Here is a 23186-nt window from a genome sequence, read left to right as displayed (position 1 = left end):
ATGGCATGGCACCACAGGCCCCGATGACGGCCGGAGCGTCCCGATGCCATGACGTGATCAGGCTGTAACCGGTCGTTCGACCAACGTCAGTGCGAGTGCCGGAAGTTCCGTGAGGTCCGTCGCGGCCCCACTCAGCCAATGCACGCGCGGGTCGCGTCTGAACCATGAATCCTGACGGCGCGCGAAGCGCTTGGTGGCACGGACGGTCTCGACCCTGGCCTCCTCCAGGGTGCACTCACCGGCGAGCGCGGCGAGTACCTGCTGGTAGCCGAGGGCGCGGGCCGCCGTACGCCCCTCGCGCAGCCCTTGCGCCTCCAGTGCGCGCACCTCGTCGACGAGGCCGCGCTCCCACATCCGGTCCACCCGGCGCGTGATGCGTTCGTCGAGTTCGGGGCGGGCCACGTCGACGCCGATCTGGAGGGTGTCGTAGACGGAGTCGTGTCCAGGAAGGTTGGCGGTGAAGGGCTGGCCGGTGATCTCGATCACTTCCAGGGCGCGGACGATCCGGCGGCCGTTGCTGGGCAGGATCGCCCGCGCGGCCTGCGGGTCGGCGGCGGCGAGGCGGGCGTGCAGGGCGCCGGAGCCGCGCAGGGCGAGTTCCTCCTCAAGGCGCGCCCTGACCTCGGGGTCGGTGCCGGGGAAGTCCAGGTTGTCGACGGCGGCGCGGACGTAGAGGCCGGAGCCGCCGACGAGGACGGGCCAGCGTCCGGCCGCGAGCAGTGCGTCGATGCGCGCGCGCGCGAGTCGCTGGTACTCCGCGACGGACGCCGTGACGGTGACGTCCCAGACGTCCAGGAGGTGGTGCGGGACGCCGCCGCGCTCCTCGCCCGTCAGCTTCGCGGTTCCGATGTCCATCCCGCGGTAGAGCTGCATGGAGTCCGCGTTGACGACCTCGCCTCCGAGTTGCCGGGCGAGAAAAACGCCCAGATCGGACTTTCCTGCCGCGGTCGGTCCGACGACGGCGATGACTCGGGGGGCGGGGGCTGCGCTGCTCACCGGACCAGTCTCCCAAACCTCCGCCCGTGCCCTCGAACGAGTTACGTGACGAGCCGCGCGCGGCGTCGTTGCCCGTTGCGAGGTTCTCGCCGCCGGTTTGCGCAGGCGGTGACCCGGGTGACGCGATCGGACGCTCTCCCAGGCTCTGGGCTTCGGCCGGGCAGGGGGACTCTCATGGCGACGCGGGATTTCGCTCGCACGAGTAACGTATGGAGCTGATATGGGCGTTTTTGCACGACTTCTTCGAAGGTCCAAGGCTACGGAGGAGGCGGCCACCGGAACCGGGACACCGGAGTCCGGTACCGCCGAGGCCGAGGTCGAGACCGAGGCCGAGGCCGAGGTGACCGTGGAGGCGGCGGAGGCCAAGGGGTCCCCCGAGGCCGACGCGGGCGACACGGTCGCACAGGAGACGGCGAAGGACGGCGCCGAGGGCAGCGGCGCGGACGGCGTCGAGATCCCGAAGCAGCAGTCCGCCGAGGCGGCGGCCGACAGCGAGGCCGGTGAGGGCGCCCGCACGTAACTGCCCGCGAGGGAAGGTGAACGATGGGTCTGTTCGACAATGTGAAGGCCAAGCTCAGCCCTGCCAAGGACAAGGTCTCGGGCCTCGCGCAGCAGCACGGGGACAAGATCCAGCACGGCCTCGACAAGGCCGCCAAGGCCGTCGACGAGAGGACCAAGGGCAAGTACAGCGACAGGATCCATACGGGGACGGGCAAGGCCAAGCACGCCATGGACCGACTCGCCCACAAGGACGACACCGGCACCGGCGACGGCCCCACCACGCCACCGTCCTCACCGCCGCCGACTCCCTGACCCGCACATCCACAGCCGGACCCACATCCAACGGCGGACGGCCGAGGGGCATCGCGCTCCCGGCCGTCCGCCGTTTCGCGCTCGGGGGAAGGCGCGGGGGCGGCGGGTCGGGTCTCCTGGTGCCCTTCTCACGGCGGACGTCGGTATGCGTCGCACTGTTCCGTCGCGGGCGACCGGACGCCGAGATGCGTTCCGCGCGACCAGACGCCGAGACTCGTTCCGCATGGCCACGCGCTCAGGCCTCCTCTACGACCACGTCGCGACCAGATACCCCACGCCGTAAGGCGCGCCCTCGTACAGCAGGGACCCGGTGAGTCCCGCTTCCTCGCCCGCGCCCGCCAGGGTCTGCCAGGCGGCCCGGCCCGAGGCCTTCAGTTCCCGGGCGAGGTCACGGTCCAGGGTCTTGAGCGCCGCGATGTCCGCCACCGACAGCGCACGTGCCACCTCCGTGTCGAAAGGCTCCGCGCGCGGGTCCAGGTAGCCCGGCGCCTTCAGGGTCCGGCAGGCGCTGGCGTCGGCCATCACCAGCATCGCCACCCGATCGGCCCGGGCGGCGACTGCCCTTCCGATATCAGTACACCGCTCGGGGCTGATCGGTTCCCGCAGGGCGAGGCCTTCCATCGGGGCGTCGGACCAGCCGGTGCGCTCCAGCAGCCATGCGGCGACCGCCAGCGAGGTCGGCAGCTCCTCGGGCTCCGTCGCCCCCGCCTGGCCCAGCCGTACGGTCACGTCGACGCCGAAGCCCCGGAAGGAGCCCCGCGCTCCCTCGGCGTACGCGCGCGTGTCCGGTGTGTCCCGGTCCGCCGGGGCGCCGGTGTCGGCCGGGCCGAGCACGATCAGCAGGTCCGGACGGGCCGCGGCGAGTACGCCCAGGGCGTCCGTGCACGCGGCCCGCGCGGTGTCCAGTTCGGGTGCGGCGCCCGCGGCGACCTCGGGGACGAGGAGGGGCGGACAGGGGCAGACTGCGGCGGCGACAAGCATGATCCGCAGCGTAACCGCGGGTGGGGAAGGGTGCGACGACCGGACTCCCGGTCAGTCGCAGCCGCAGCCGCCCGCCGCCGCGACCGGCTGCGGGGCCGGGGCGCCGATCTTCGGCAGGCCGAGCAGGACGCCCTTCGGCTTCGCCGCCGCCTCGGTGGTGCGCTTCTCCCAGGCGTCGCCCGCGCGCGTGCGGCGCACGTCCAGCACCGGGCCCTCGGCGAGGAGGTGGTGCGGGGCGGCGTAGGTGATCTCGACCGTGACCACGTCGCCGGGGCGGACCTCCTGCTCCGGCTTGGTGAAGTGGACCAGGCGGTTGTCGGGGGCCCGCCCGGAGAGGCGGTGCGTGGCGCCGTCCTTGCGGCCCTCGCCCTCGGCGACCATCAGCTCCAGGGTGCGGCCGACCTGCTTCTTGTTCTCGTCCCAGGAGATCTCCTCCTGGAGGGCTACGAGACGCTCGTAGCGTGCCTGGACGACCTGCTTGGGGATCTGGCCGTCCATCTCGGCGGCCGGGGTGCCGGGGCGCTTGGAGTACTGGAAGGTGAACGCCTGGGCGAAGCGGGCCTCGCGGACGACGTGCAGGGTCTGCTCGAAGTCCTCCTCGGTCTCGCCGGGGAAGCCCACGATGATGTCGGTGGTGATCGCCGCGTGCGGGATGGCGGCGCGCACCTTCTCGATGATCCCGAGGTAGCGGTCCTGCCGGTAGGAGCGGCGCATCGCCTTCAGGACGGTGTCCGAGCCCGACTGGAGCGGCATGTGCAGCTGCGGCATCACGTTCGGCGTCTCCGCCATCGCCGCGATCACGTCGTCCGTGAAGTCGCGCGGGTGCGGGGAGGTGAAGCGGACGCGCTCCAGACCGTCGATCGCGCCGCAGGCCCGCAGCAGCTTGCTGAACGCCTCGCGGTCGCCGATGTCGGAGCCGTAGGCGTTGACGTTCTGGCCGAGCAGGGTGATCTCGGAGACGCCCTCGGCGACCAGGGCCTCGACCTCGGCGAGGATGTCGCCGGGACGGCGGTCCTTCTCCTTGCCGCGCAGGGCCGGGACGATGCAGAAGGTGCAGGTGTTGTTGCAGCCGACGGAGATCGACACCCAGGCCGCGTAGGCGCTCTCGCGGCGCGTGGGCAGGGTGGACGGGAACGCCTCCAGGGACTCGGCGATCTCGACCTGCGCCTCTTCCTGGATGCGGGCGCGCTCCAGCAGGACGGGCAGCTTGCCGATGTTGTGCGTGCCGAAGACGACGTCGACCCAGGGCGCCTTCTTCACGATGGTGTCCCGGTCCTTCTGGGCCAGGCAGCCGCCGACCGCGATCTGCATGCCGGGCCGCTTGGCCTTCTTCGGCGCGAGGTGGCCGAGGTTGCCGTAGAGCCGGTTGTCCGCGTTCTCGCGTACCGCGCAGGTGTTGAAGACGACGACGTCCGCGTCACCGTCGGAGCCCTCGGGCGCGCGCACGTACCCGGCGTCCTCCAGCAGTCCGGCCAGACGCTCGGAGTCATGGACGTTCATCTGGCATCCGTAAGTGCGGATCTCGTACGTCATGGTGCTGGGAACGTCCACTGCCGGGCTCCGGTCGCTGCTGCTGGTCATGGAACAAGGGTAGGTGCTCCCGGGAAGCCCCCGGTCCGGCGTCGTGGGGCGGGCCCGGCGGCCCCGCCCCGTCAGCCGCCCTCGGGCCGCCAGCCCTGTCGTCGTAGTACGGCGGAGACGTCCGGCGCCGTGTAGTGCGCGCCCTTGAGGACCTTGCCGTCGGGGCGGCGGTCGACCTGGCCGTCGGGTCCCCGCTTGGACATGTTCGAGCGGTGGACCTCGGCGATCACCTGGTCGAGGTCGACGCCGTGCACGAGGGCGGTGCCGTAGGCGACGTAGACGACGTCGGCCAGCTCGTGGGCGAGCCGGTCGAGCGGGCCGGTGACCGAGACCTCGGCGACCTCCGCGGCCTCCTCGGCGAGCAGCTCACCCCGGTGCGCGGCCAGGTCCGCGGGCACCTCGGTCGGTCTGCTGCGGGCGTCCAGGCCGAAGGCGAGATGGAACTCACGGACCAGATCGGCGGGCGAGGAACTCATGCCACGACTGTAACGAGGGCCTCTGACAGTGCCCCTCTCCCCCTCTCGCCCACGTCTCGGTGTGACAACATCCCTGGTCAGTCCGGCGCACCGGCTGGCAGGATCGCGCGCATGTCCAAGGTGTTCCCCCGGGTAGGCGGGCGCTGGGCCCTGCGGGGCGCGGCCGTCGGCCTGGTGGTGCTCGGGTTGCTGCTGTGGTGGCTGCTGCCGCTGGGCGAGAAGCCGCCGAGCGGGACGATCACCTTCAGTACCGGGACGCCTCGCGGGGTGTACCAGAAGTACGGCACGCTGCTGCGTACCGAGTTCGACAAGGACATGCCGGATCTGACGGTGCGGCTCGTCACCAGCGACGGTTCGCAGCAGAACATCTCGCGCGTGGCGACCGGGCAGGCGGACTTCGCGATCGCCGCGGCGGACGCGGTGGAGACGTACCAGCTCAACGACGGCTCCGGCGCCGACCGACTGCGCGGTGTCGCACGGCTGTACGACGACTACGTCCATCTCGTCGTCCCGCACGGCTCGGACATCGACTCCGTCGCCGATCTGGAGGGCAAGCGGGTGGCGATAGGGCTGCCCCGCTCGGGGGTGCGGCTGATCGCGGAGCGGGTGCTGAAGACGGCGGGCATCAACTCGCGGCAGGACATCACTCCGCTGCCGGACGGCATCGACACCGGCCCCGACCGGCTGCGGCGGGGCGAGATCGACGCGTTCTTCTGGTCGGGCGGACTGCCCACGGACGGGCTGCGGGAACTCGCCCAGACGTTCGACTTCCGGCTGATCCCGATCGACACCGAGTTCGTGTCCCGGCTGCACCGGCAAGGGCCGGGCACCCACTACTACCGCGGCACCAACATGCCCCTGTCGCCCTACCGCCCCGGTCGGCAGGAGGCCGGGACCGTGCCGACCATCGCGGTGTCCAATGTGCTGATCACCCGCAAGGACGTCGACCCGAGGCTGATCGAGTGGGTCACCCGGACGGTCCTCGACAGCCGGGACGGGATCGGGGCCCATGTCCACTCCGCGCAGCTGGTCGATCTGCGCACGGCCATCTACACCGATCCGCTGACGCTGCACGAAGGGGCCAGGCGCTACTACCGCTCGGTCAAGCCGTAGCGCCGTGGCGCCGTAGCGCCGTGGCGCCATAGCGCCATAGCGCCATGATTACGGCGGTCAGGTCGCCGGACCCGACCTCGGCACCGTCACCGTCACCTTCAGCCCCCGCGCCCCTCCGCAGTCACCCGAGTCACCCGAGTCACCCGAGTCACCCGAGTTGCCCGAGTCACCCGGCTTTCCGGGCAGATGATGGTCGTAGGCGATCCGCCCGTCCCCCGCCGCGAGCAGGGCGCGGGAGATGGAGAGGCCGAGGCCGGACCCCTTGACGTTCTGGTGGCGGCCACTGCGCCAGAAGCGGTCGCCGATGCGGGACAGTTCCTCGTCGGTGAGGCCCGGGCCCTGGTCGGCGACCACGATCGTCGAGGTGTCGCCGTTGGAAGCGACCCGGACCTCGACGCTCTTGCCCTCCGGGGTGAACTTCACCGCGTTGTCGATCACCGCGTCCAGGGCGCTGGACAGGGCGACGGGGTCGGCCCAGGCGGTCGTCGCCGGGCAGTCCCCCGCCAGCCGTACCCCCTTGGCCTCCGCGGTCGGCGACCATGCGGCGACGCGCTCGGCGGTCAGCGCGCCGATGTCGGTCAGCTGGAGGTCGGCGGCGGAGTGCTCGGCCAGCGCGAGGTCGAGCAGGTCGTCGAGGACCTGGGCCAGTCGGCGGCCCTCGGCCCGGACGGAGGCGATCTCCTCATTTCCCTCCGGCAGTTCGAGTGCGAGCAGTTCGATGCGCAGCAGCAGCGCCGAGAGCGGGTTGCGCAGTTGGTGCGAGGCGTCGGCGACGAAGGCGCGCTGCTGCTCCAGGACGTCCTCGACGTTGTCCGCCATCTCGTTGAACGACCGGGCCAGCCGCCTGAGTTCCGGCGGTCCGCTGGCGACCGCGACCCGCGACTTCAGCCGCCCGGTGGCGATGTCGTGCGTGGTGGCGTCGAGAATGCGTACGGGCCTGAGGACCCAGCCGGTCAGCCGCAGCGCCGCGCCGACGGCGAGCAGCATCGCGGCGATCTCCCCCGCGCCGATGACCAGCCAGCCGTACAGGGTCTTGGAGCGCATCTGGTCGGTGGGCGAGTCGGTCACGACGACCGCGACGACGTCACCGTCCCGGATCACCGGCGACGCCACGACCAGGCGCCGCCGCTGCCAGGGCCACACCTGTTCGGGGTCGTCGCTGCGGCGGCTGAGCAGCGCCTCGTCGAAGGCGGCGCGCACATCGCCGGTCTGGGGGAGCAGCCAGTCCACCGGGGCATTGGCCATGGGGGTGCGATTGCGGTAGAAGACGCCGACCCGAATGCCGTAGACCTTGTGGAAGCTGTCGAGTTCGCGGCTGAGGGTCTCCAGCCGTTCGTTCGGCGGCGAGGGCGGTGCTCCGCCGGGGGTGTCGGTGACGAACTGGGCGAGGGCCGCGAAGAACGCCGTGTCGTCGATCCGGTCGACGACCACCCGCTGCTGCTGCGCCGCGGCCACGCTGACGGCGAGCGGCACCCCGAGGGCCAGCAGTACGGCCGCCATGAGGACGATCAGCAGCGGCAGCAGACGTGTGCCCACCCCCGCCCCGCTAGGCGGCGGGCTCGACGAGCCGGTAGCCGACGCCGCGCACGGTCTCGATCAGCGCGGGCATGCGCAGCTTGGCGCGCAGGGAGGCCACGTGCACCTCGAGGGTGCGTCCGGTCCCCTCCCAGCTGGTGCGCCACACCTCGCTGATGATCTGTTCGCGGCGGAAGACCACGCCCGGGCGCTGCGCCAGCAGGGCGAGCAGATCGAACTCCTTGCGGGTCAGTTGGACAATCGAACCGTCCACCCGTACCTGCCGGGTGGGCAGCTCGATGTGCACCGATCCCAGCCGCAGCGCCGTGCCGCCGCCCCCGGAGGCGTCCTCCTGGACGGTGCGTCGGCTCACGGCGTGGATCCGCGCGAGCAGCTCTCCGGTGTCGTACGGCTTGACCACGTAGTCGTCGGCGCCCAGGTTGAGGCCGTGGATGCGGGAGCGGACGTCGGCCCGCGCGGTCACCATGATCACCGGCACGGTGGTGCGCTTGCGGATCTTGCCGCACACCTCGTAGCCGTCCTGGTCGGGCAGCCCCAGGTCGAGCAGGACCACACCGAACCCCGCCCCCTCGGGGACGAGCGCCTGGAGGGCCTCCTCGCCGCTGCGCGCGTGGGTGACGTCGAAACCGTGCCGCGCGAGGACCGCGGACAGGGCGGCGGCCACATGGTCGTCGTCCTCGACGAGCAGCAGTCTCATCCTGGCCTCCTTCGGTTCATCGGCGATACGGATCAGGGTCACCGGCCGTACCCGACCGGCGGGTAGACATGGGTGGAAAAGCACGCACGCGCGCGTGCACATCGCAGTCACGCTGATGGACGACGACGACGTCAAGAGCGTTCCGGTCGCGTGAGGTTTCCGTTATGCGGCCGATACGGGCGCGGCTCACCTACGCTACGAGCCGTATCCGGAAGCTACCGGATCGTGATACTCAAATTCGCCTCAGATGTAATGACGCAGTTCGCGTAGGGTAGCTACTGTCCTCCGAAACCGAGGAGGACGGAGCCAGTAAGCGATGACCGAAGTATCGGTGGCCAAGGAAGACGTGGCCGCGACCGGCGAGCTGGTCGTCCTGAAGGGCGTCAACAAGCACTTTGGCGCGTTGCACGTGCTCCAGGACATCGATCTGACGATCGCCCGCGGCGAGGTCGTCGTGGTCATCGGGCCCTCCGGGTCCGGGAAGTCCACCCTGTGCCGCACCATCAACCGCCTGGAGACCATCGACTCGGGTGACATCTCGATCGACGGCAAGCCGCTGCCCGCGGAGGGCAAGGCCCTGGCGAGGCTGCGTGCCGATGTGGGGATGGTCTTCCAGTCGTTCAACCTCTTCGCGCACAAGACCGTGCTCGAGAACGTGATGCTCGGCCAGATCAAGGTCCGCAAGGCCGACAAGAAGAAGGCCGAGGAGAAGGCGCACGCCCTGCTGGACCGGGTCGGCGTCGCCACCCAGGCGGAGAAGTACCCCGCCCAGCTCTCCGGCGGCCAGCAGCAGCGTGTCGCCATCGCGCGGGCCCTGGCCATGGACCCCAAGGTCATGCTCTTCGACGAGCCCACGTCGGCGCTCGACCCGGAGATGATCAACGAGGTCCTGGAGGTCATGCAGCAGCTCGCCCGCGACGGCATGACCATGATCGTGGTCACCCATGAGATGGGCTTCGCCCGATCGGCCGCCAATCGCGTGGTGTTCATGGCGGACGGCCGCATCGTCGAGGAGGCTGCGCCCGACCAGTTCTTCAGCAATCCGCGCAGTGACCGTGCCAAGGATTTCCTGTCGAAGATCCTGCACCACTGACGGCGCTGGCCGCCCGGCGGCCACCCGCGTCACCCGCACCGACGGTTCTCTCTTCATCAGGCAAAGGATGTTCACCATGAAGCTCCGCAAGGTCACCGCCGCGGCCGCCGCAGCACTCGTTCTCTCCCTCACCGCGACCGCCTGCGGCGGGGACGACGGCGGCGACGACAACGGCTCGGGCTCCGGTGGCGGCGACAAGATCAAGGTCGGCATCAAGTACGACCAGCCCGGCCTCGGCCTGAAGGAGCCGGACGGTTCCTTCTCAGGCTTTGACGTGGATGTGGCCACGTATGTGGCCAAGGAGCTGGGGTACGAGGCCGACCAGATCGAGTGGGTCGAGACCAAGAGCGCCGACCGTGAGAACGCCCTCGCGCGTGGCGACGTGAAGTTCATCGCGGCCACCTACTCGATCACCGACGAGCGCGACCAGAAGGTCGACTTCGCCGGTCCCTACCTGCTGGCCCACCAGGACCTGCTGGTCAAGGCGGACTCCGACATCACCGAGGCCACGGACCTCAACGACAAGAAGCTGTGCTCCGTGACCGGCTCGACCTCGGCGCAGAACGTCAAGAACGACTTCGCCCCGAAGGCCCAGCTGAAGGAGTACGGCACCTACTCGGAGTGCATCGCGGGTCTGCAGAGCGGCGCCGTGGACGCCGTGACGACCGACGACTCGATCCTCGCGGGCTTCGCCGCCCAGGACCAGTACGAGGGCCAGTTCAAGCTCGCGGGCCTGAAGCTCAGCAACGAGAACTACGGCATCGGCGTCAAGGACGGCGACAAGGCGACCGTGGACAAGATCAACACGGCGCTGGAGCAGATGGTCAGCGACGGCAGCTGGGACACCGCGGTCAAGGACAACTTCGGCCCGGCCGACTACAAGAACGAGCCGGCTCCGGAGATCGGCAACATCGTCAAGTAACGGACTGCTTGTTCATGGGCGGCGTTCCCCGAGGAGCGCCGCCCAGCACCGCGGAGTCCTTCCGGCGCGCCGCCGTCCGCCGCGATCACGGCGGCGGCGCGCCCGTCCGCCACCAGCCACCCGGAAGCGCGGGAGATCGTGTTCGACTTTCTTTCTGAGTATGACAATCCAACCCTGTTGGGCGCCTTCTGGGTGACGGTGCAGCTCACCGTGTTCTCGGCCATCGGCTCCCTGATCTGGGGCACCCTCCTGGCGGCGATGCGGGTCAGCCCGGTCCCGCTGATGCGCGGGTTCGGCACGGCGTACGTCAACATCGTCCGGAACATCCCCCTGACGGTCATCATCGTCTTCACGTCGCTCGGTCTCGCCGACATCTTCGGTGTGACGATGGGCGCCCCCGACGACTTCGAGGTCCAGGGCTTCCGGCTCGCGGTGCTCGGCCTCATCGCCTACACCGCGGCCTTCGTCTGCGAGGCGCTGCGCTCGGGCATCAACACCGTCCCCGTCGGACAGGCCGAGGCGGCCCGTGCGCTCGGGCTGAGCTTCAGCCAGGTGCTGTCCCTGATCGTGCTGCCGCAGGCGTTCCGCTCGGTCATCGGCCCGCTGGCCAACGTCCTGATCGCGCTCACCAAGAACACCACGGTGGCGGCGACGATCGGTGTGGCCGAGGCGGCCCTCCTGATGAAGGAAATGATCGAGAACGAGGCCCAGACGGTGCTCATCGGCGCGGTCTTCGCCTTCGGTTTCGTGGTACTGACCCTGCCGACCGGCCTGATCCTCGGCTGGCTCAGCAAGCGACTGGCGGTGAAGCGGTGACCTCGGTTCTCTACGACGCCCCCGGCCCCAAGGCCAAGCGGCGCAACGTCATCTTCTCGGTCGTCTTCTTCGCCCTGCTCGCACTGCTGCTGTGGTGGATCTGGACGGTGATGGACGACAAGGGCCAGCTGAAGTGGTCCCTGTGGAAGCCGTTCACCGAGTCGCAGGCATGGACGACGTACCTGCTGCCCGGCCTCGGCGACACCCTGAAGGCCGCCGCGCTCGCGATGATCATCGCGCTGCCGCTGGGCGCCTTCTTCGGCATCGCGCGCATGTCCGACCATCGCTGGGTGCGCGTTCCGGCCGGTGCGGTCGTCGAGTTCTTCCGGGCCATCCCGGTGCTGCTGCTGATGCTGTTCGCCAACGAGTTCTACGCACGTTCGACGGACGTCAGCAGCGCGGACCGGCCGCTGTACGCGGTCATCACCGGCCTGGTGCTCTACAACGCCTCGGTCCTCGCCGAGATCGTCCGCGCGGGCATCCTCGCCCTGCCCAGGGGGCAGACGGAGGCGGCCCAGGCGATCGGTCTGCGCAAGGGCCAGACCATGACCAGCATCCTGCTCCCGCAGGCGGTCACGGCGATGCTCCCGGCGATCGTCACCCAGCTGGTCGTCATCGTGAAGGACACCGCGCTGGGCGGCGTCATGATCGGTTTCACCGAGCTGCTGAGCGCTCGTGGCACCCTCGCGGCCAACTACGCCAACGTCATCCCCAGCTTCATCGTGGTGGCGATCATCTACGTCGTCGTCAACTTCATCCTCACCAGCTTCGCGAGCTGGCTGGAGGGCAGGCTGCGGCGCAGCAAGCGCAGCACCGGCGCGGTGCTCGGCGCGGACGACGTCGAGGAGCTGAACGCCGCGGAGATCGGCGGCAGCTACGCGACCGGAGCCGAGAAATGACCCGTCAAGTGGTCTGAGTGGCCCAGCGGAGCAACACCGGAGGCAGTGGCATGATCGCCACTGCCTCCGTCACTTGACGCAAGCAGCGGCAATGGGTTGCATACGTTCTGTGATCGTGCACCCTGCTCCAACCTCTTGTTCACATACGTCCCTCAGGACACCGCCGTGGGCAGGGGGCGCCGCGCCGTGGACCCGGTGATCATCGTCGGGGCGGGGCCCGTCGGGCTCACGCTCGCGCTGGCGCTGGCCCGCCAGGAGGTGCCGTCTGTAGTCCTCGACGAGGGTCCGGGCTACGACGAGACACGGCTCGCCCGCACGGTCGTCCTGCGCGAGGACACCACCGCCCTGCTCGCGCGGCTGACCGGTGTACCGATCGCCGAGGCGGGCGCGCACTGGGCCGGATGGCGGTCGATGCGGCGCAAGCAGGTGATGCGCGCCTTCGAATTCGACACCGCTCCCGGCACCCGGCCGGACGAGCCCGACGACGACGCCGACTTCGGCTTCGGCCCCGCCGAGCAGCCCCATGGCGAGCCCGCCGAAGCGGCCGGACCGTCCCCCCTGCACCTCGCCCAGCATGTGCTGACCGGCGCCCTGCGCGCCGCCCTCTCCCGCGAACGGCTGGTCAGGATCGCCACGAACAGCCGCCTCGACGCTCTCGAACAGGAGTCCGGCGGCGTCACCGCGCACACCCGCGGCCCCGAGGGCACCTACTGGCGCGGCAGTTACCTGGTCGGCTGCGACGGCCCCCGCTCCACCGTGCGCAAACTCCAGGACATCCGCTTCCCCGGCCGTACCGCGGTGGAACGTCACGCCGTCGCCGCGCTGCGCACGGAACTTCCTTGGCCCGGCCAGGCGTTGCTCCATCGGACGCCACCGTGGCGGACGTCGGGACCCTCGGGCGGGGAGGTGACCGCGCGCCCGCTGCCGGACGGCGTCTGGCGGCTGGACTGGCTGCTGCCGCCCGGCAAGGACCTGGTCACGCCCGAGCTGCTGGTGGCGCGCGTCCGGGAGACCCTCGCGGGCTGGACCGGCGGCGCCTCACCGTCGTACGAACTGCTCGACACCGGCGTGCACACCGTCCACCACCGGCTGGCGCGCCGCTGGCGGGTCGGCCGGGTCTTCCTCGCCGGGGACGCGGCGCACTGCCTGGGCGCGCTCGGCACCCAGGGGCTGGACGAGGGGGTGCGGGACGCCGACAACCTCGCCTGGAAGCTGGCACTGGCCTGGCACCACGGGCCGAAGGAGGCGCTGCTGGACAGCTATCAGACCGAGCGGCGCGCGGTCGTCGCCGCCCGGCTGCGCGCCGCCGACCAGGCGCTGCCGATACTGCGCGGCGGCAAGGGCCTGCGCGCCTACGTCCCCGGCACCGCCCGGGGCCACGACGCGCTGCTCACCGACGGTCACCTGGGACGCGGCGCGCTCGGTGCGCCGGGGTCGTACGCCTCCTCGCCGCTCACGCCCCGGCATCTCGAGGCGGAGATTCCCGTGGACACCCCGCCGGGGGCGCCGGTGACCGATGTGCGGGTGACGGCGGAGGACGGCGCGTTCGTACGGCTGCGGGACCGGCTCGGGCGCGGCGCGCTGCTCGTCGTACTGATCGCGCCCGGTACGGGTGTGTGGGAGCGCAAGCACTGGGTCACCGCCGGTGTCATGCCCCGGCTGGCGGCGGCGGTGGCGGCGCTGCCGCATCCCGCCGAGCTGCTGGTCGCCGAGAGCTATCCGGGGGCCGCCGCGCATACCGTGCTGCTCGTGCGCCCCGACGGCCATCTGGTCACCGCACTGAACGGCGTGCGTCCCGCCGACCTGTACACGGCCGCCGAGACGGCCCTCGGCGGCGCGGCGGCGCCCAGGGCGACCGAGGCCGCGCAGGCTTCGGAGGCGGGTGCCGCGGCCGGGTCCCGCTGAAATCCGCGTGTTGACGCGGAGTTGACCGGGGGGCGCCCTCGTGCTGTACTCCGGATCATGACCGACACCTGTGTGCGCCTGTGGCGGAGGGTCCATATGGACCTGGTCCGCTACGCGGGCTGCGTGTGTCGTCCGTCCTGCTGAACTCGCACTCCTCCACCGCGCCGCCGCGATGCCGCGCGTCTCCTTGCGAACACCCAGGACGGTACCCATGTCTGCCCAGCCCGCTGTCTCCACGTCTGCTTCCCCTTCCGCCGCGCCACCCACCCAGGCGGACCTCCTCGACTTCGTACGGCACACCGCCGCCGACGCCGAGTTGATCTCCTCGCTCCCGCTCGACCCCGAAGGCCGCACCTGGGTACGGCTGAACGGCCCGGGCGGCAGCGAGGCCTGGCTGATCGGCTGGCCGCCCGGCAGCGGCACCGGCTGGCACGACCACGCCGACTCCATCGGCGCCTTCACGACCGCCGCCGGTGCGCTCAGGGAGAACTCGCTCGCCGCACGGCTGCCCACCGACGGCTGGCAGACCCTCGAACTCACCGAAGGCGTCGACCGGGAACGCCACCTCGCCGCCGGGCAGGGCCGCTCCTTCGGCCGCCACCATGTGCACGAGGTCCTCAACGCCTCCCCCGAGGAGCACGCCGTCTCCGTCCACGCCTACTACCCACCGCTGCCACGGATCCGCCGCTACAGCCGCAGCGGGCCGATCCTGCGCCTGGAGCAGGTCGAGCGCCCGGAGGACTGGCAGTGAGCGGCACGCACGAACAGGCGGTCTCCATCGACGAGTTGCTGGAGCGGGTACGCGCCGGATACGACCGCATCGAACCGCTCGACGCGTACGAGGCCCACCGAAGCGGCGAGGCGCTGCTGGTGGACATCCGGTACGCGGCCCTGCGCGAGCGGGACGGGCTGATTCCCGGGGCGCTGGTCGTGGAGCGCAACGAGCTGGAGTGGCGCCTCGATCCCCGGGGCACCCACCGTGTCCCCGAGGCCACGAGTCATGACCTGTGTGTCGTCGTGATCTGCGACGAGGGCTACGCCTCCAGCCTGGCGGCGGAATCCCTGCATCGGCTGGGACTGCGCCGGGCGACCGATCTGGTCGGGGGGTTCCAGGCGTGGCGGGCGGCGGGGTTGCCGGTGTCGCGGTAGGCGTGGGGAGGCCGGTCAGAGTTCGTCCGGGCAGTACAGCGGGGCCGTGTCGGCGTTGCCCTCGGTGAGCAGCCGGATCGGCGTCTTGGCGATCTTCTCCGCGCGCCAGTCGCGCAGCAGGGCGATGGTGTTGGTGACCGCCAACTCTCCCGTGTCGGCGGGGGAGTTGGAGACCGTCGCGGAGAAGCGCCCGTCCTTGAGCGCGGCGAGGGCCTCGTCGGTGCCGTTGATCGTCACGATCTTCACCCCGGTGGCTCCGGCCTCGTCGAAGGACTCGCGGGCGGCGAAGGCCATCTCCTCGTTGGCGACGAACGCGTAGTCCAGTCCGGGATGGGTCTCGATCATGTTCCGGGCCACGCCGCGCGCTTTGCCGGGGTCGAACATGCCGGGCTGGTTCGCCACCACGCGGGCGTTCTCCGCCAACGCCTGCTTGAACCCGCTGACCAGCAGATCGGAGGCGGCGCCCGGCGCTCCCGCGATGATGCCGACCTCCACGTCCCGGCCCGCGGCGTCGTCGGTGATCCAGTCGGCGTCCAGCTTCCCCACCGTCCTCAGATCGACGACCACGGCGCCCAGGATGTCGTCGGGGTCGGTGCTGATGGAGGTCAGGAAGACGGGGATACCGGCGCTGTGCGCCTTGGCGATCGCGCGCTGGAGGGAGGCGGTGCTGACGGTCTGCAGGATGATCGCGTCCACGTCCCGCGCGATCATGTCCTCGACGTTGGCCAGTTCCTTCTCGGCGTCCTGCTCGGAGTTGGCCGTGACGATCCTCGCGAAGTTGTTCCTGGTCGTGATCTCGACCGACCGCTGGAGGCAGGTGTGGAACTGGGTGCTGCCGCCGTTGACGAAGCCGAGCCTGAGAGGACCGTCGTCGGAGTCGTCGGCACCGGGCTGGAACCCACAGGCGTTGAGCAGCAGGCCGGTACCGGCCAACGAGACGAGCAGGGATCTTCGTGCGCGGGCAGGCAGGGACACGGGGCAGGCCGCCTTTCGAGCCGTACGAATGGACCGGCCGAAGCTAACCCCGCCCCAAACCACTCGAGCCCTTCCCGGCGCGCACACTAAGCCTGCGCGACAGCGGGGGGCTCGGCTGGAGGGCTCGGCTGGTCCGTCTGGGCTCGTCTCAGGGGCGAGGCGGCGTGTCTCCAGGACTTACCTCATGGGCTCGTCTCAAGGACGGCGCGTCTGCAAGACCTGCCACAAGGGCTCGTCTCAAGGACGGCGCGTCTCCAGGACTTACCACAAGGGCTCGTCCCAAGGACGGCGCATCCCCAGGACCTGCCACAAGGGCTCGTCCCAAGGACGGCGCATCCCCAGGACCTGCCACAAGGGCCCCGTCTCAGTACCCCTCGTCGTCGAGGAACTCCGTGTCCTGCCCCTCCTCCTCCAAGGCCTGCCGCACCACCCGCAGGGCCATGCCCTCGGAGTAGCCCTTGCGCGCGAGCATCCCGGCGAGGCGGCGGATGCGCTTGTCGCGGTCGAGCCCTCGGGTGGCGCGCAGCTTGCGGGCGACGAGTTCGCGGGCGGTCGTCTCCTCCTGCTCGGAGTCGAGCTGGGAGACGGCCTCGTCGATCAGCGTGGAGTCGACGCCCTTGGTGCGCAGCTCCCGGGCGAGCGCGCGCCGGGCCAGACCCCGGCCGTGGTGCCGGGACTCCACCCAGGCGTCCGCGAACGCGCCGTCGTTGATCAGCCCGACCTCCTCGAACCGCGACAGCACCTCCTCGGCGACCTCGTCCGGAATCTCCCGCTTGCGCAGCGCGTCGGCGAGTTGCTTGCGCGTGCGCGGGGTCCCGGTGAGCAGGCGCAGGCAGATCGCCCGTGCCCGCTCCGCCGGGTCCCCTGAGGATCCCTCCTTCTCGGCCCTCGACAAGAAGGAGGGGCCCCCATCTTCCGCGTCCGCCTCGCCGAAGCCACGCTTACGGCGCCTGCGGACCCCACGCGCCCCGTCACCGGCGTCCCTGCCGGAAGGCGCGCCGTCTCCGGATCCGTCGTCCCCGTACGCCAGGCCGCCGGGACCGCCTTCGATGCCCCTCCCCCGTGGGGCACCGGAGGCCGCGTGCTCGTACTCGGCCCAGTCGGTTCGTCGTGTCACGGGTCAGCTCTTGGCTGCGGCGGCCTTGGTCTTGGTGGCCTTGGCGGTCGCCGGAGCCGGGGCCGACTTGGCGGCGGCGTCGCCCGTGGCGGTGGTGACCGCGGCGTCCGCGCCCGGTTCGGCGGCGGGCTCCTCCGGCCGCACACCGACGCCCAGCTTCTCCTTGATCTTCTTCTCGATCTCGTTGGCCAGGTCGGGGTTGTCCTTGAGGAAGTTGCGCGCGTTCTCCTTGCCCTGGCCGAGCTGGTCGCCCTCGTACGTGTACCAGGCACCGGCCTTGCGGACGAAGCCGTGCTCCACGCCCATGTCGATCAGGCCGCCCTCGCGGCTGATGCCGTGGCCGTAGAGGATGTCGAACTCGGCCTGCTTGAAGGGCGGCGCGACCTTGTTCTTGACGACCTTGCAGCGGGTGCGGTTGCCGACCGCGTCCGTGCCGTCCTTCAGGGTCTCGATGCGCCGGATGTCGATACGCACCGAGGCGTAGAACTTCAGCGCCCGGCCACCGGTCGTGGTCTCCGGCGAGCCGAACATCACACCGATCTTCTCGCGGAGCTGGTTGATGAAGATCGCGGTGGTCTTGGACTGGTTGAGCGCGCTGGTGATCTTTCGGAGCGCCTGGCTCATCAGGCGGGCCTGGAGACCCACGTGCGAGTCGCCCATCTCGCCCTCGATCTCGGCGCGCGGGACGAGCGCGGCGACGGAGTCGATGACGATGAGGTCGAGCGCGCCGGAGCGGACCAGCATGTCCACGATCTCCAGCGCCTGCTCGCCGTTGTCGGGCTGGGAGAGGATCAGGTTGTCGATGTCGACGCCGAGCTTCTTCGCGTACTCGGGGTCGAGGGCGTGCTCCGCGTCCACGAACGCGACCTGGCCACCGGCCTTCTGCGCGTTGGCCACCGCGTGCAGGGTCAGGGTCGTCTTACCGGAGGATTCCGGTCCGTAGATCTCCACGACACGGCCGCGCGGCAGGCCGCCGACGCCGAGGGCCACGTCGAGGGCGGTCGAACCGGTCGGGATGACCTCGATGGGCTCCTTCGACCGCTCGCCCATGCGCATGACCGCGCCCTTGCCGAATTGCCGTTCAATCTGTGCGAGCGCGGCGTCGAGCGCCTTCTCGCGGTCGGTACCTGCCATGGGTTCCACCCGGTTTGCTTGAGTCGATCGCTTCACGTCAAAGACGCTAACGCCTGCCACTGACAATGCGCCCCGACGCGGGTCCGGCCTGTGGATAACTTCGGGACATCCCGCTACTTAACGGGACGCAATCCCCTTCGGGAACCCCGCCGGAGCCTCCATAAGAATGGATGTTCGATTTTCGTGTCAAGCGCACCACGCGCCACTCGGGCCCGCGCCGGGCGCCACTCCCGGACCCACGCCACGCACCAGCCAGACCCGCACCAGCCCCGAGCCAACGACCCCCGCGACCGCCCGCCCACAACCGTCGCTCAGGCAGTCGTCCGCTCCTCCGACTCGGGTGCCGGGCCCCGCGGGGCCCACAGTCGACGCGCGCGGGTGACCATGCCGGGACCCGGCACGCGTCGCCGGTGTCCATGGACCCGGGGGTCGTCCGTCACGTCGTACCGCTTCACATAGGCCCCGAGGAACGCCTGGAGCGTGGCGACCGCCGGGATGGCGATCAGGGCGCCGACCGCGCCGAGCAGCGCGGTGCCCGCGACGACCGAGCCGAAGGCGACCGCAGGATGGATGTCCACGGTCCTCGACGTGAGCTTGGGCTGCAGCACGTAGTTCTCGAACTGCTGGTAGATCACCACGAAGACCAGCACCCACAGCGCGTACCAGGGATCCACGGTGAAGGCGATCAGCATCGGCAGGGCGCCCGCCAGATACGTGCCGATGGTCGGGATGAACTGGGAGACCAGACCGACCCAGACGGCGAGCACCGGCGCGTAGGGGATGCCCAGGGCCGCCAGCAGTATGTAGTGCGAGATACCGGAGATCAGCGCCATCAGCCCGCGCGAGTACAGATAGCCGCCGGTCTTGTCGACGGCGATCTCCCACGCGCGCAGCACCTCGGCCTGCCGGGCGGGCGGCAGCACCGAGCACAGCGCGCGCCGCAGCCGTGGCCCGTCCGCGGCGAAGTAGAACGAGAACAGCGCGACCGTCAGCAACTGGAACAGACCGCCCAGCACCTGCGCGGAGACGTCCAGGACGCCGGTGGCGCTGTTCTGGACGTACTTCCGGAGCCAGTCGGAGTGCAGCAGGCCCTCCTGGATGTCGACCCGTCTCAGCTCGGTGTTGAACGTGGTGTTGACCCAGTTGATGACGGAGTCGAGGTACTCCGGGAACCCCTCGATCATCTTGATGATCTGACCGGCGAGCATCGACCCGAGCAGGGTGATGAACCCGGCGACCGCGATGACCAGGCCGAGGAAGACCAGGAAGGTCGCGAGCCCGCGGCGCATGCCGCGCAAGGCCATCCAGCTCACCGCGGGCTCGATGGCCAGGGCCAGGAAGAACGCGATGAGTACGTTGATCAACAGACCGGTGAGCTGGTGGAAGGCCCAGCTGCCGAACTGGAACAGGGCGACGAGCGCCAACGCCAGCACCATCGCGCGCGGCAGCCAGCGCGGCATGCGCGCGCCAGGCGCGGCGACGCCGTCGGCACGCGGCCGGACGGACGCCGTCGGGGAGTCGGATTGGTCGGCCTGCGCGGTCTCGTCTGTGGATGCCACGGAGCAAGTCTCGCCCACGCCGCCGGTGATCGGGGCCGTGCCGCGATCTTCGTGACGGGTCAGCGCTTTTCTTGTGGCACGTTCATGACGGTGCACACCGCCCGCCACACGTCCTTCGCCTCCCAGCCAGCGTTGAGCGCCTCGTTCACCGTGCGCCCGCCCAGCTCCGACATCACATGATCGCGCGCGAAGGTGTCGGCGTACCCCGCACCGAAGTGCTCCGCCATCCGCTCCCAGAAGACCGTCAACCGCATGCCCCCAGTATCCCGCCCCTGAGTGGGGCCCGGCCGGGACCCCTTGCCGGGGCCGCCCGAGCCCCTACGGTCGCTCCATGGCCGCAACAGGAGCATTCCCACTCCCCCCGACGTCTCCGGCGCGCTCCCCGATCTTCCGCGCCGAGCACTTCGTCTGGCTCACCGCACGGGTGCTGGAGCAGCGTCTGTTCACCCACCACTTCCTGAACGGCGGCGCGGACCCCGTGGAGACCGCGCTGGACGCCTACCGCAACGACGACGGCGGCTACGGCCACGCCCTGGAGCCCGATCTGCGCGGCCCCGTCAGCCAGCCGCTGCACACGGCGCACGCGCTGCGCGTCCTGGACGCCATCGGGCGCTGCGCCGGACAGCGTGTGGAACGCGTGTGCCGCTATCTGACCTCGGTGTCCACCCCCGAGGGCGCGCTCCCGGCCGTCGAACCCAGCCAGCGCGGCTATCCGGCGGCCCCTTTCGTCCCGGTCGTCGACAACCCGCGCGGTGAACTGCTCGCCACCGGTCCGGTGGTCGGCCTGCTGCACCGCAACGAGGTGTGGCACGCCTGGCTGTTCCGCGCCACGGACTTCTGCTGGCAGGCCGTCGAGTCCCTGGAGCGGTCCCACCCCTACGAGATCGAGGCCGCCGTCGCCTTCCTCGACTCCGCGTCCGACCGCCCGCGCGCGGAGGCCGCCGCCGACCGCCTGGGCCGCCTGGTCCGCGAACACCGCCTCGCGGTCCTCGACCCGGACGACCTGGAGGCGTACCCCGTAGCGCCCGGCTACGCCCCGCGCGAGCACCACTTCCCGCACGACTACGCGAGCACTCCGCACTCCCTCGCGCGCGCGTGGTTCACCGACGACGAGATGGCGCGCTCCCTTGACTTCCTCTTCGGCGCCCAGGAGGAGGACGGCGGCTGGCCGGTCCGGTGGCGCCAGTGGGCTCCGGGCACGGCCCTGGAGGCACGTCCCATGGTGACGATCGCGGCACTGCGCACCCTGAGGGCACACGGCCGCACCATCGGCTGACCCGCCTCACCAGCCCAGGGCCCGCACCCCCGCGGTCACCACCACGGCCGCCGCGACGACCAGCAGGAAGGGAGCACGCAGCACCAGCGCCACGGCGGCCGCGGCGAGCCCCGCCGCCCGCGCGTCCAGCACCAGCGTCCGCCCGTCGGCGAAGGTCTGCTGCGCCGTGAGGGCCGCGAGCAGGGCCACGGGCAGCAGCGCGGCAAGCCGCCTGACCAGCGGCTTCTCCAACGCACCCGCCGGAATGAGCAGCCCGCCTAGCTTGACGGCGTAACACCCGACGGCGGTCACACCCACCGCGATCCACACGTTCAACGATCCTCACCGTCCCCATGCCCCCGACGCCCCCGCGCCCACAAGACGACCGGCGCCGCGAGCGCGGCCACCAGCACCGGCACCCCGGCGGGCAGCACCGGCAGCAACCCCAGCCCCAGCACGACGGCGAGCCCCGCGACGGCCCGCTCGGCCCCGCTCTTGAGCATCGGCGCCAACAGCGCCAGGAACACCGCGGGCCCGGCCGCGTCGAGTCCCCACGCGTCCGTGTCCCCGATGGCCTCGGCGCCCAGCGCACCCAGCAGCGTGGTGAGGTTCCACAGCACATAGAGGCTCAGCCCCGTGACGGTGAACCCGATCCGCGCACCACGCCGGGTGCGCTGCGCCAACGCGACGGCGGCCGTCTCATCGATCACCCACTGGGCGGCGAACGGCCGCACCGCGCGGGGCAGCGCCAGCACCTGCGACAGGCGCAGCCCGTAGAACGCGTTGCGCACCCCCAGGAAGAAGGCCCCCGCCGCGGCCGTGAACGGATTGCCGCCCCCCGCGAGCGCCCCCACCAGCGCGAACTGAGACGCGCCGGTGAACACCAGCAGACTCAGCGCACAGGTCTGCCACACCGTGAGCCCACTGCCCGCGGAGGTCACCCCGAAGGCGAACCCGGACAGCCCCACCGCGACGCCGACGCCGAGGGCGTCCCGCACGACGGCGGAGTCCCTCTCCCCCGTATCCGCAACTACCGTCTGATCTACCACCCGCCGGACGGTAGCGGCGGCCCCGACGAAGCGTCTTGTACGTTCTTGCGCTCCCGTCGTACGTTTCTGCGCTCCCGCAGATCTGGTCCGCGCTCGTCCTTCCGCCGGTCTTGTCCGCTCTCGTGCTCCCGCTGATCTTGTGCGTTCCCGTGCTCCCGCTGATCCTGTGCGTTCCCGTGCTCCCGCTGATCCCGTGCGTTCCCGCGCTCCCGCTGACCGCGTACGGCCATACGTTCCCGCTGATAGGCGCCCGGAGGCACCCCCACGATCCGGCTGAAGTGCCGGTTCAGATGCGGCTGATCCGTGAACCCCACCGCCGCGGCGGCCTCCACCGGCGACGTCCCCGCCTCCAGCAGCCGCCGGGCCCGCTCGACGCGGGCGTTGGTCAGCCAGGCGTGCGGAGGCATGCCGTAGACGTCCCGAAAGGCCCGCAGCAAGGCGAACGGGCTGGTCCCCAGCTCCCCGGCCAACCGCTCGAGACTCGGCGGCGCGGCCATCCGCGCCTCCAGGATCTCCCGGGCCCGCGCCGCGTTCCGCGCCCCCGCCGTCCGCACGTCCCGCCGGGGCGGGGTCCCGCCGTTCCGCCGCAGCAGCCGCGTCACGGCGACCCGCAGCAGGGTGTCGGCGGCCAGCGCGTTGCCTTCCTCGGCGGCGCGCAGCACCTGGTGCACGACTCCCACGGTGTAGGGGTCATCCAGCACAGGCCGCACAAACCCGGGCGTCCCTCGTGAAAGGGTCGTCTCGGCGGCTATCTCGGCCACCACCTCCGGGGACGGGTAGACCGCCCCGTACCGCCAACCCTCCGGCACCCCGGCCCGCCCGGTGTGCGGAGTATCGGGGTTGACCAGGGCCAGCGCACCGGCCCCGGCGTACTGGTCACCGCCACCGTGGTGAAAGACCTCCACCCCGTCCACGACGGCGGCGATCACGAAGTGCTCGTGCGTATGGCGCACGAACGTCTTGCGCACATACCGGGCCCGCAGCAGATCGACACCGGGCAGCTCCTCATACCGCCAGTGCCGCGCCCGCTCACGAGATCCATCCATAAGTCCCATTCTCAACCAACGGGGAGACACGACGACCCGCGGCCGTCGTGCGGTCCCGACCCCGCCCCGGCGCC

26 protein-coding genes are annotated in these 23186 nt (G+C 70.8%); 12 read left to right on the top strand and 14 right to left on the bottom strand.

Annotation, left to right across the window (positions count from 1 at the left end; translation table 11 throughout):
- Window positions 1-57 precede the first annotated feature (57 nt).
- A complete protein-coding gene (gene miaA / locus ACFVQG_RS33470; protein ID WP_383390849.1) occupies window positions 58-996 on the bottom strand; it encodes a tRNA (adenosine(37)-N6)-dimethylallyltransferase MiaA in 939 nt (312 codons plus the stop codon).
- A 220-nt stretch (window positions 997-1216) separates the two neighbouring features.
- Here miaA and ACFVQG_RS33465 point away from each other — a divergent pair, with 220 nt between their 5' ends.
- Together ACFVQG_RS33465 and ACFVQG_RS33460 are read left to right on the top strand one after the other, a co-directional pair.
- Entirely contained in the window at window positions 1217-1516 is a 300-nt protein-coding gene (locus ACFVQG_RS33465; RefSeq protein WP_383390846.1) for a hypothetical protein, read from the top strand.
- A gap of 23 nt (window positions 1517-1539) precedes the next feature.
- Window positions 1540-1809 carry an antitoxin gene (locus ACFVQG_RS33460; RefSeq protein ID WP_383390844.1) on the top strand — a complete coding sequence of 90 codons (270 nt, stop codon included), beginning with the start codon at window positions 1540-1542 and terminating at the stop codon, window positions 1807-1809.
- Between the two features lie 246 nt (window positions 1810-2055).
- Here ACFVQG_RS33460 and ACFVQG_RS33455 read toward each other — a convergent pair whose 3' ends face one another.
- From ACFVQG_RS33455 to ACFVQG_RS33445, 3 genes are all read right to left on the bottom strand, one after another.
- Window positions 2056-2790, bottom strand: a complete 735-nt coding sequence (locus ACFVQG_RS33455; protein ID WP_383390841.1) for a class III extradiol dioxygenase subunit B-like domain-containing protein — start codon at window positions 2788-2790, stop codon at window positions 2056-2058.
- A 51-nt stretch (window positions 2791-2841) separates the two neighbouring features.
- Window positions 2842-4371 (bottom strand): tRNA (N6-isopentenyl adenosine(37)-C2)-methylthiotransferase MiaB, encoded by a 1530-nt coding sequence (gene miaB, locus ACFVQG_RS33450; RefSeq protein ID WP_383390838.1) that lies wholly within the window; start codon window positions 4369-4371, stop codon window positions 2842-2844.
- Between the two features lie 71 nt (window positions 4372-4442).
- Window positions 4443-4847, bottom strand: coding sequence for a MazG nucleotide pyrophosphohydrolase domain-containing protein (locus ACFVQG_RS33445; RefSeq protein ID WP_383390835.1), 405 nt, complete (start codon window positions 4845-4847; stop codon window positions 4443-4445).
- A 111-nt stretch (window positions 4848-4958) separates the two neighbouring features.
- Here ACFVQG_RS33445 and ACFVQG_RS33440 point away from each other — a divergent pair, with 111 nt between their 5' ends.
- The gene (locus ACFVQG_RS33440) at window positions 4959-5960 is read left to right on the top strand and encodes a TAXI family TRAP transporter solute-binding subunit (RefSeq protein WP_383390832.1); all 1002 of its coding nucleotides are present in this window, start codon (window positions 4959-4961) and stop codon (window positions 5958-5960) included.
- A gap of 57 nt (window positions 5961-6017) precedes the next feature.
- Here the strand turns inward: ACFVQG_RS33440 and ACFVQG_RS33435 are convergent, their stop codons facing one another.
- Together ACFVQG_RS33435 and ACFVQG_RS33430 are read right to left on the bottom strand one after the other, a co-directional pair.
- Entirely contained in the window at window positions 6018-7496 is a 1479-nt protein-coding gene (locus tag ACFVQG_RS33435) for a sensor histidine kinase (protein ID WP_383390826.1), read from the bottom strand.
- Window positions 7497-7506: 10 nt separating this feature from the next.
- Window positions 7507-8193 (bottom strand): response regulator transcription factor, encoded by a 687-nt coding sequence (locus ACFVQG_RS33430; RefSeq protein WP_383390823.1) that lies wholly within the window; start codon window positions 8191-8193, stop codon window positions 7507-7509.
- Between the two features lie 316 nt (window positions 8194-8509).
- Between ACFVQG_RS33430 and ACFVQG_RS33425 the strand changes: the two genes are divergently transcribed.
- From ACFVQG_RS33425 to ACFVQG_RS33390, 8 genes are all read left to right on the top strand, one after another.
- A complete protein-coding gene (locus ACFVQG_RS33425) occupies window positions 8510-9286 on the top strand; it encodes an amino acid ABC transporter ATP-binding protein (protein ID WP_383390820.1) in 777 nt (258 codons plus the stop codon).
- Between the two features lie 76 nt (window positions 9287-9362).
- Entirely contained in the window at window positions 9363-10208 is an 846-nt protein-coding gene (locus tag ACFVQG_RS33420; protein WP_383390818.1) for a glutamate ABC transporter substrate-binding protein, read from the top strand.
- 138 nt (window positions 10209-10346) lie between these two features.
- On the top strand, window positions 10347-11024 hold the full coding sequence (locus ACFVQG_RS33415) for an amino acid ABC transporter permease (protein ID WP_383390815.1): 678 nt from the start codon (window positions 10347-10349) through the stop codon (window positions 11022-11024).
- Window positions 11021-11923 (top strand): amino acid ABC transporter permease, encoded by a 903-nt coding sequence (locus ACFVQG_RS33410; RefSeq protein ID WP_383390813.1) that lies wholly within the window; start codon window positions 11021-11023, stop codon window positions 11921-11923. The genes ACFVQG_RS33415 and ACFVQG_RS33410 overlap by 4 nt, the downstream gene beginning before the upstream one ends.
- 186 nt (window positions 11924-12109) lie before the next feature.
- Window positions 12110-13828 carry an FAD-dependent monooxygenase gene (locus tag ACFVQG_RS33405; RefSeq protein WP_383391328.1) on the top strand — a complete coding sequence of 573 codons (1719 nt, stop codon included), beginning with the start codon at window positions 12110-12112 and terminating at the stop codon, window positions 13826-13828.
- 57 nt (window positions 13829-13885) lie between these two features.
- Window positions 13886-13972, top strand: a complete 87-nt coding sequence (locus ACFVQG_RS33400) for a putative leader peptide (protein WP_313960178.1) — start codon at window positions 13886-13888, stop codon at window positions 13970-13972.
- A 67-nt stretch (window positions 13973-14039) separates the two neighbouring features.
- Window positions 14040-14579 carry a cysteine dioxygenase gene (locus ACFVQG_RS33395; protein ID WP_383390811.1) on the top strand — a complete coding sequence of 180 codons (540 nt, stop codon included), beginning with the start codon at window positions 14040-14042 and terminating at the stop codon, window positions 14577-14579.
- Window positions 14576-14977: a rhodanese-like domain-containing protein gene (locus tag ACFVQG_RS33390; RefSeq protein WP_383390809.1), complete on the top strand. Its 402-nt coding sequence runs from the start codon at window positions 14576-14578 to the stop codon at window positions 14975-14977. Before ACFVQG_RS33395 ends, ACFVQG_RS33390 begins: the two co-directional genes overlap by 4 nt.
- 15 nt (window positions 14978-14992) lie before the next feature.
- Here the strand turns inward: ACFVQG_RS33390 and ACFVQG_RS33385 are convergent, their stop codons facing one another.
- The 5 genes from ACFVQG_RS33385 to ACFVQG_RS33365 all read right to left on the bottom strand — a co-directional run bounded on the left by ACFVQG_RS33385 (window position 14993) and on the right by ACFVQG_RS33365 (window position 20016).
- Entirely contained in the window at window positions 14993-15952 is a 960-nt protein-coding gene (locus tag ACFVQG_RS33385) for a sugar ABC transporter substrate-binding protein (protein WP_383390806.1), read from the bottom strand.
- 364 nt (window positions 15953-16316) lie between these two features.
- Window positions 16317-17069 carry a recombination regulator RecX gene (gene recX / locus ACFVQG_RS33380; protein WP_383390804.1) on the bottom strand — a complete coding sequence of 251 codons (753 nt, stop codon included), beginning with the start codon at window positions 17067-17069 and terminating at the stop codon, window positions 16317-16319.
- A gap of 3 nt (window positions 17070-17072) precedes the next feature.
- Window positions 17073-18203 (bottom strand): recombinase RecA, encoded by a 1131-nt coding sequence (gene recA / locus ACFVQG_RS33375; protein WP_383390803.1) that lies wholly within the window; start codon window positions 18201-18203, stop codon window positions 17073-17075.
- Window positions 18204-18514: 311 nt separating this feature from the next.
- Window positions 18515-19762, bottom strand: a complete 1248-nt coding sequence (locus tag ACFVQG_RS33370; protein ID WP_383390801.1) for an AI-2E family transporter — start codon at window positions 19760-19762, stop codon at window positions 18515-18517.
- A gap of 59 nt (window positions 19763-19821) precedes the next feature.
- Window positions 19822-20016 (bottom strand): DUF3046 domain-containing protein, encoded by a 195-nt coding sequence (locus tag ACFVQG_RS33365; RefSeq protein ID WP_383390798.1) that lies wholly within the window; start codon window positions 20014-20016, stop codon window positions 19822-19824.
- A gap of 77 nt (window positions 20017-20093) precedes the next feature.
- On the opposite strand from ACFVQG_RS33365, the gene ACFVQG_RS33360 reads away from it, so the two are divergent.
- A complete protein-coding gene (locus tag ACFVQG_RS33360; RefSeq protein WP_383390796.1) occupies window positions 20094-21038 on the top strand; it encodes a hypothetical protein in 945 nt (314 codons plus the stop codon).
- Window positions 21039-21044: 6 nt separating this feature from the next.
- On the opposite strand, the gene ACFVQG_RS33355 is transcribed toward ACFVQG_RS33360, so the two are convergent.
- From ACFVQG_RS33355 to ACFVQG_RS33345, 3 genes are read right to left on the bottom strand one after another with little or no spacing between them, the layout of a single operon-like run.
- Entirely contained in the window at window positions 21045-21353 is a 309-nt protein-coding gene (locus ACFVQG_RS33355) for an AzlD domain-containing protein (RefSeq protein WP_383390793.1), read from the bottom strand.
- Window positions 21350-22066 (bottom strand): AzlC family ABC transporter permease, encoded by a 717-nt coding sequence (locus ACFVQG_RS33350; protein ID WP_383390791.1) that lies wholly within the window; start codon window positions 22064-22066, stop codon window positions 21350-21352. Before ACFVQG_RS33350 ends, ACFVQG_RS33355 begins: the two co-directional genes overlap by 4 nt.
- Entirely contained in the window at window positions 22060-23112 is a 1053-nt protein-coding gene (locus tag ACFVQG_RS33345; protein WP_383390788.1) for an AraC family transcriptional regulator, read from the bottom strand. The genes ACFVQG_RS33350 and ACFVQG_RS33345 overlap by 7 nt, the downstream gene beginning before the upstream one ends.
- Between the last annotated feature and the right edge of the window lie 74 nt (window positions 23113-23186).

It is taken from the genome of Streptomyces sp. NPDC057877, from assembly GCF_042796855.1.
Taxonomy (GTDB): Bacteria; Actinomycetota; Actinomycetes; order Streptomycetales; family Streptomycetaceae; genus Streptomyces.
This window is presented reverse-complemented; position numbering and strand designations above follow the sequence as displayed.

Excerpts from the sequence above, each read along its gene's own strand:
- miaB (WP_383390838.1), bottom strand. The coding sequence starts at position 4,371 with ATGACCAGCAGCAGCGACCGGAGCCCGGCAGTGGACGTTCCCAGCACC.
- ACFVQG_RS33440 (WP_383390832.1), top strand. The coding sequence starts at position 4,959 with ATGTCCAAGGTGTTCCCCCGGGTAGGCGGGCGCTGGGCCCTGCGGGGC.
- ACFVQG_RS33430 (WP_383390823.1), bottom strand. The coding sequence starts at position 8,193 with ATGAGACTGCTGCTCGTCGAGGACGACGACCATGTGGCCGCCGCCCTG.
- ACFVQG_RS33460 (WP_383390844.1), top strand. The coding sequence starts at position 1,540 with ATGGGTCTGTTCGACAATGTGAAGGCCAAGCTCAGCCCTGCCAAGGAC.
- ACFVQG_RS33425 (WP_383390820.1), top strand. The coding sequence starts at position 8,510 with ATGACCGAAGTATCGGTGGCCAAGGAAGACGTGGCCGCGACCGGCGAG.
- ACFVQG_RS33360 (WP_383390796.1), top strand. The coding sequence starts at position 20,094 with ATGGCCGCAACAGGAGCATTCCCACTCCCCCCGACGTCTCCGGCGCGC.
- ACFVQG_RS33465 (WP_383390846.1), top strand. The coding sequence starts at position 1,217 with ATGGGCGTTTTTGCACGACTTCTTCGAAGGTCCAAGGCTACGGAGGAG.
- ACFVQG_RS33395 (WP_383390811.1), top strand. The coding sequence starts at position 14,040 with ATGTCTGCCCAGCCCGCTGTCTCCACGTCTGCTTCCCCTTCCGCCGCG.
- ACFVQG_RS33455 (WP_383390841.1), bottom strand. The coding sequence starts at position 2,790 with ATGCTTGTCGCCGCCGCAGTCTGCCCCTGTCCGCCCCTCCTCGTCCCC.
- ACFVQG_RS33400 (WP_313960178.1), top strand. The coding sequence starts at position 13,886 with ATGACCGACACCTGTGTGCGCCTGTGGCGGAGGGTCCATATGGACCTG.
- ACFVQG_RS33345 (WP_383390788.1), bottom strand. The coding sequence starts at position 23,112 with ATGGATGGATCTCGTGAGCGGGCGCGGCACTGGCGGTATGAGGAGCTG.
- ACFVQG_RS33445 (WP_383390835.1), bottom strand. The coding sequence starts at position 4,847 with ATGAGTTCCTCGCCCGCCGATCTGGTCCGTGAGTTCCATCTCGCCTTC.
- ACFVQG_RS33420 (WP_383390818.1), top strand. The coding sequence starts at position 9,363 with ATGAAGCTCCGCAAGGTCACCGCCGCGGCCGCCGCAGCACTCGTTCTC.
- ACFVQG_RS33365 (WP_383390798.1), bottom strand. The coding sequence starts at position 20,016 with ATGCGGTTGACGGTCTTCTGGGAGCGGATGGCGGAGCACTTCGGTGCG.
- recA (WP_383390803.1), bottom strand. The coding sequence starts at position 18,203 with ATGGCAGGTACCGACCGCGAGAAGGCGCTCGACGCCGCGCTCGCACAG.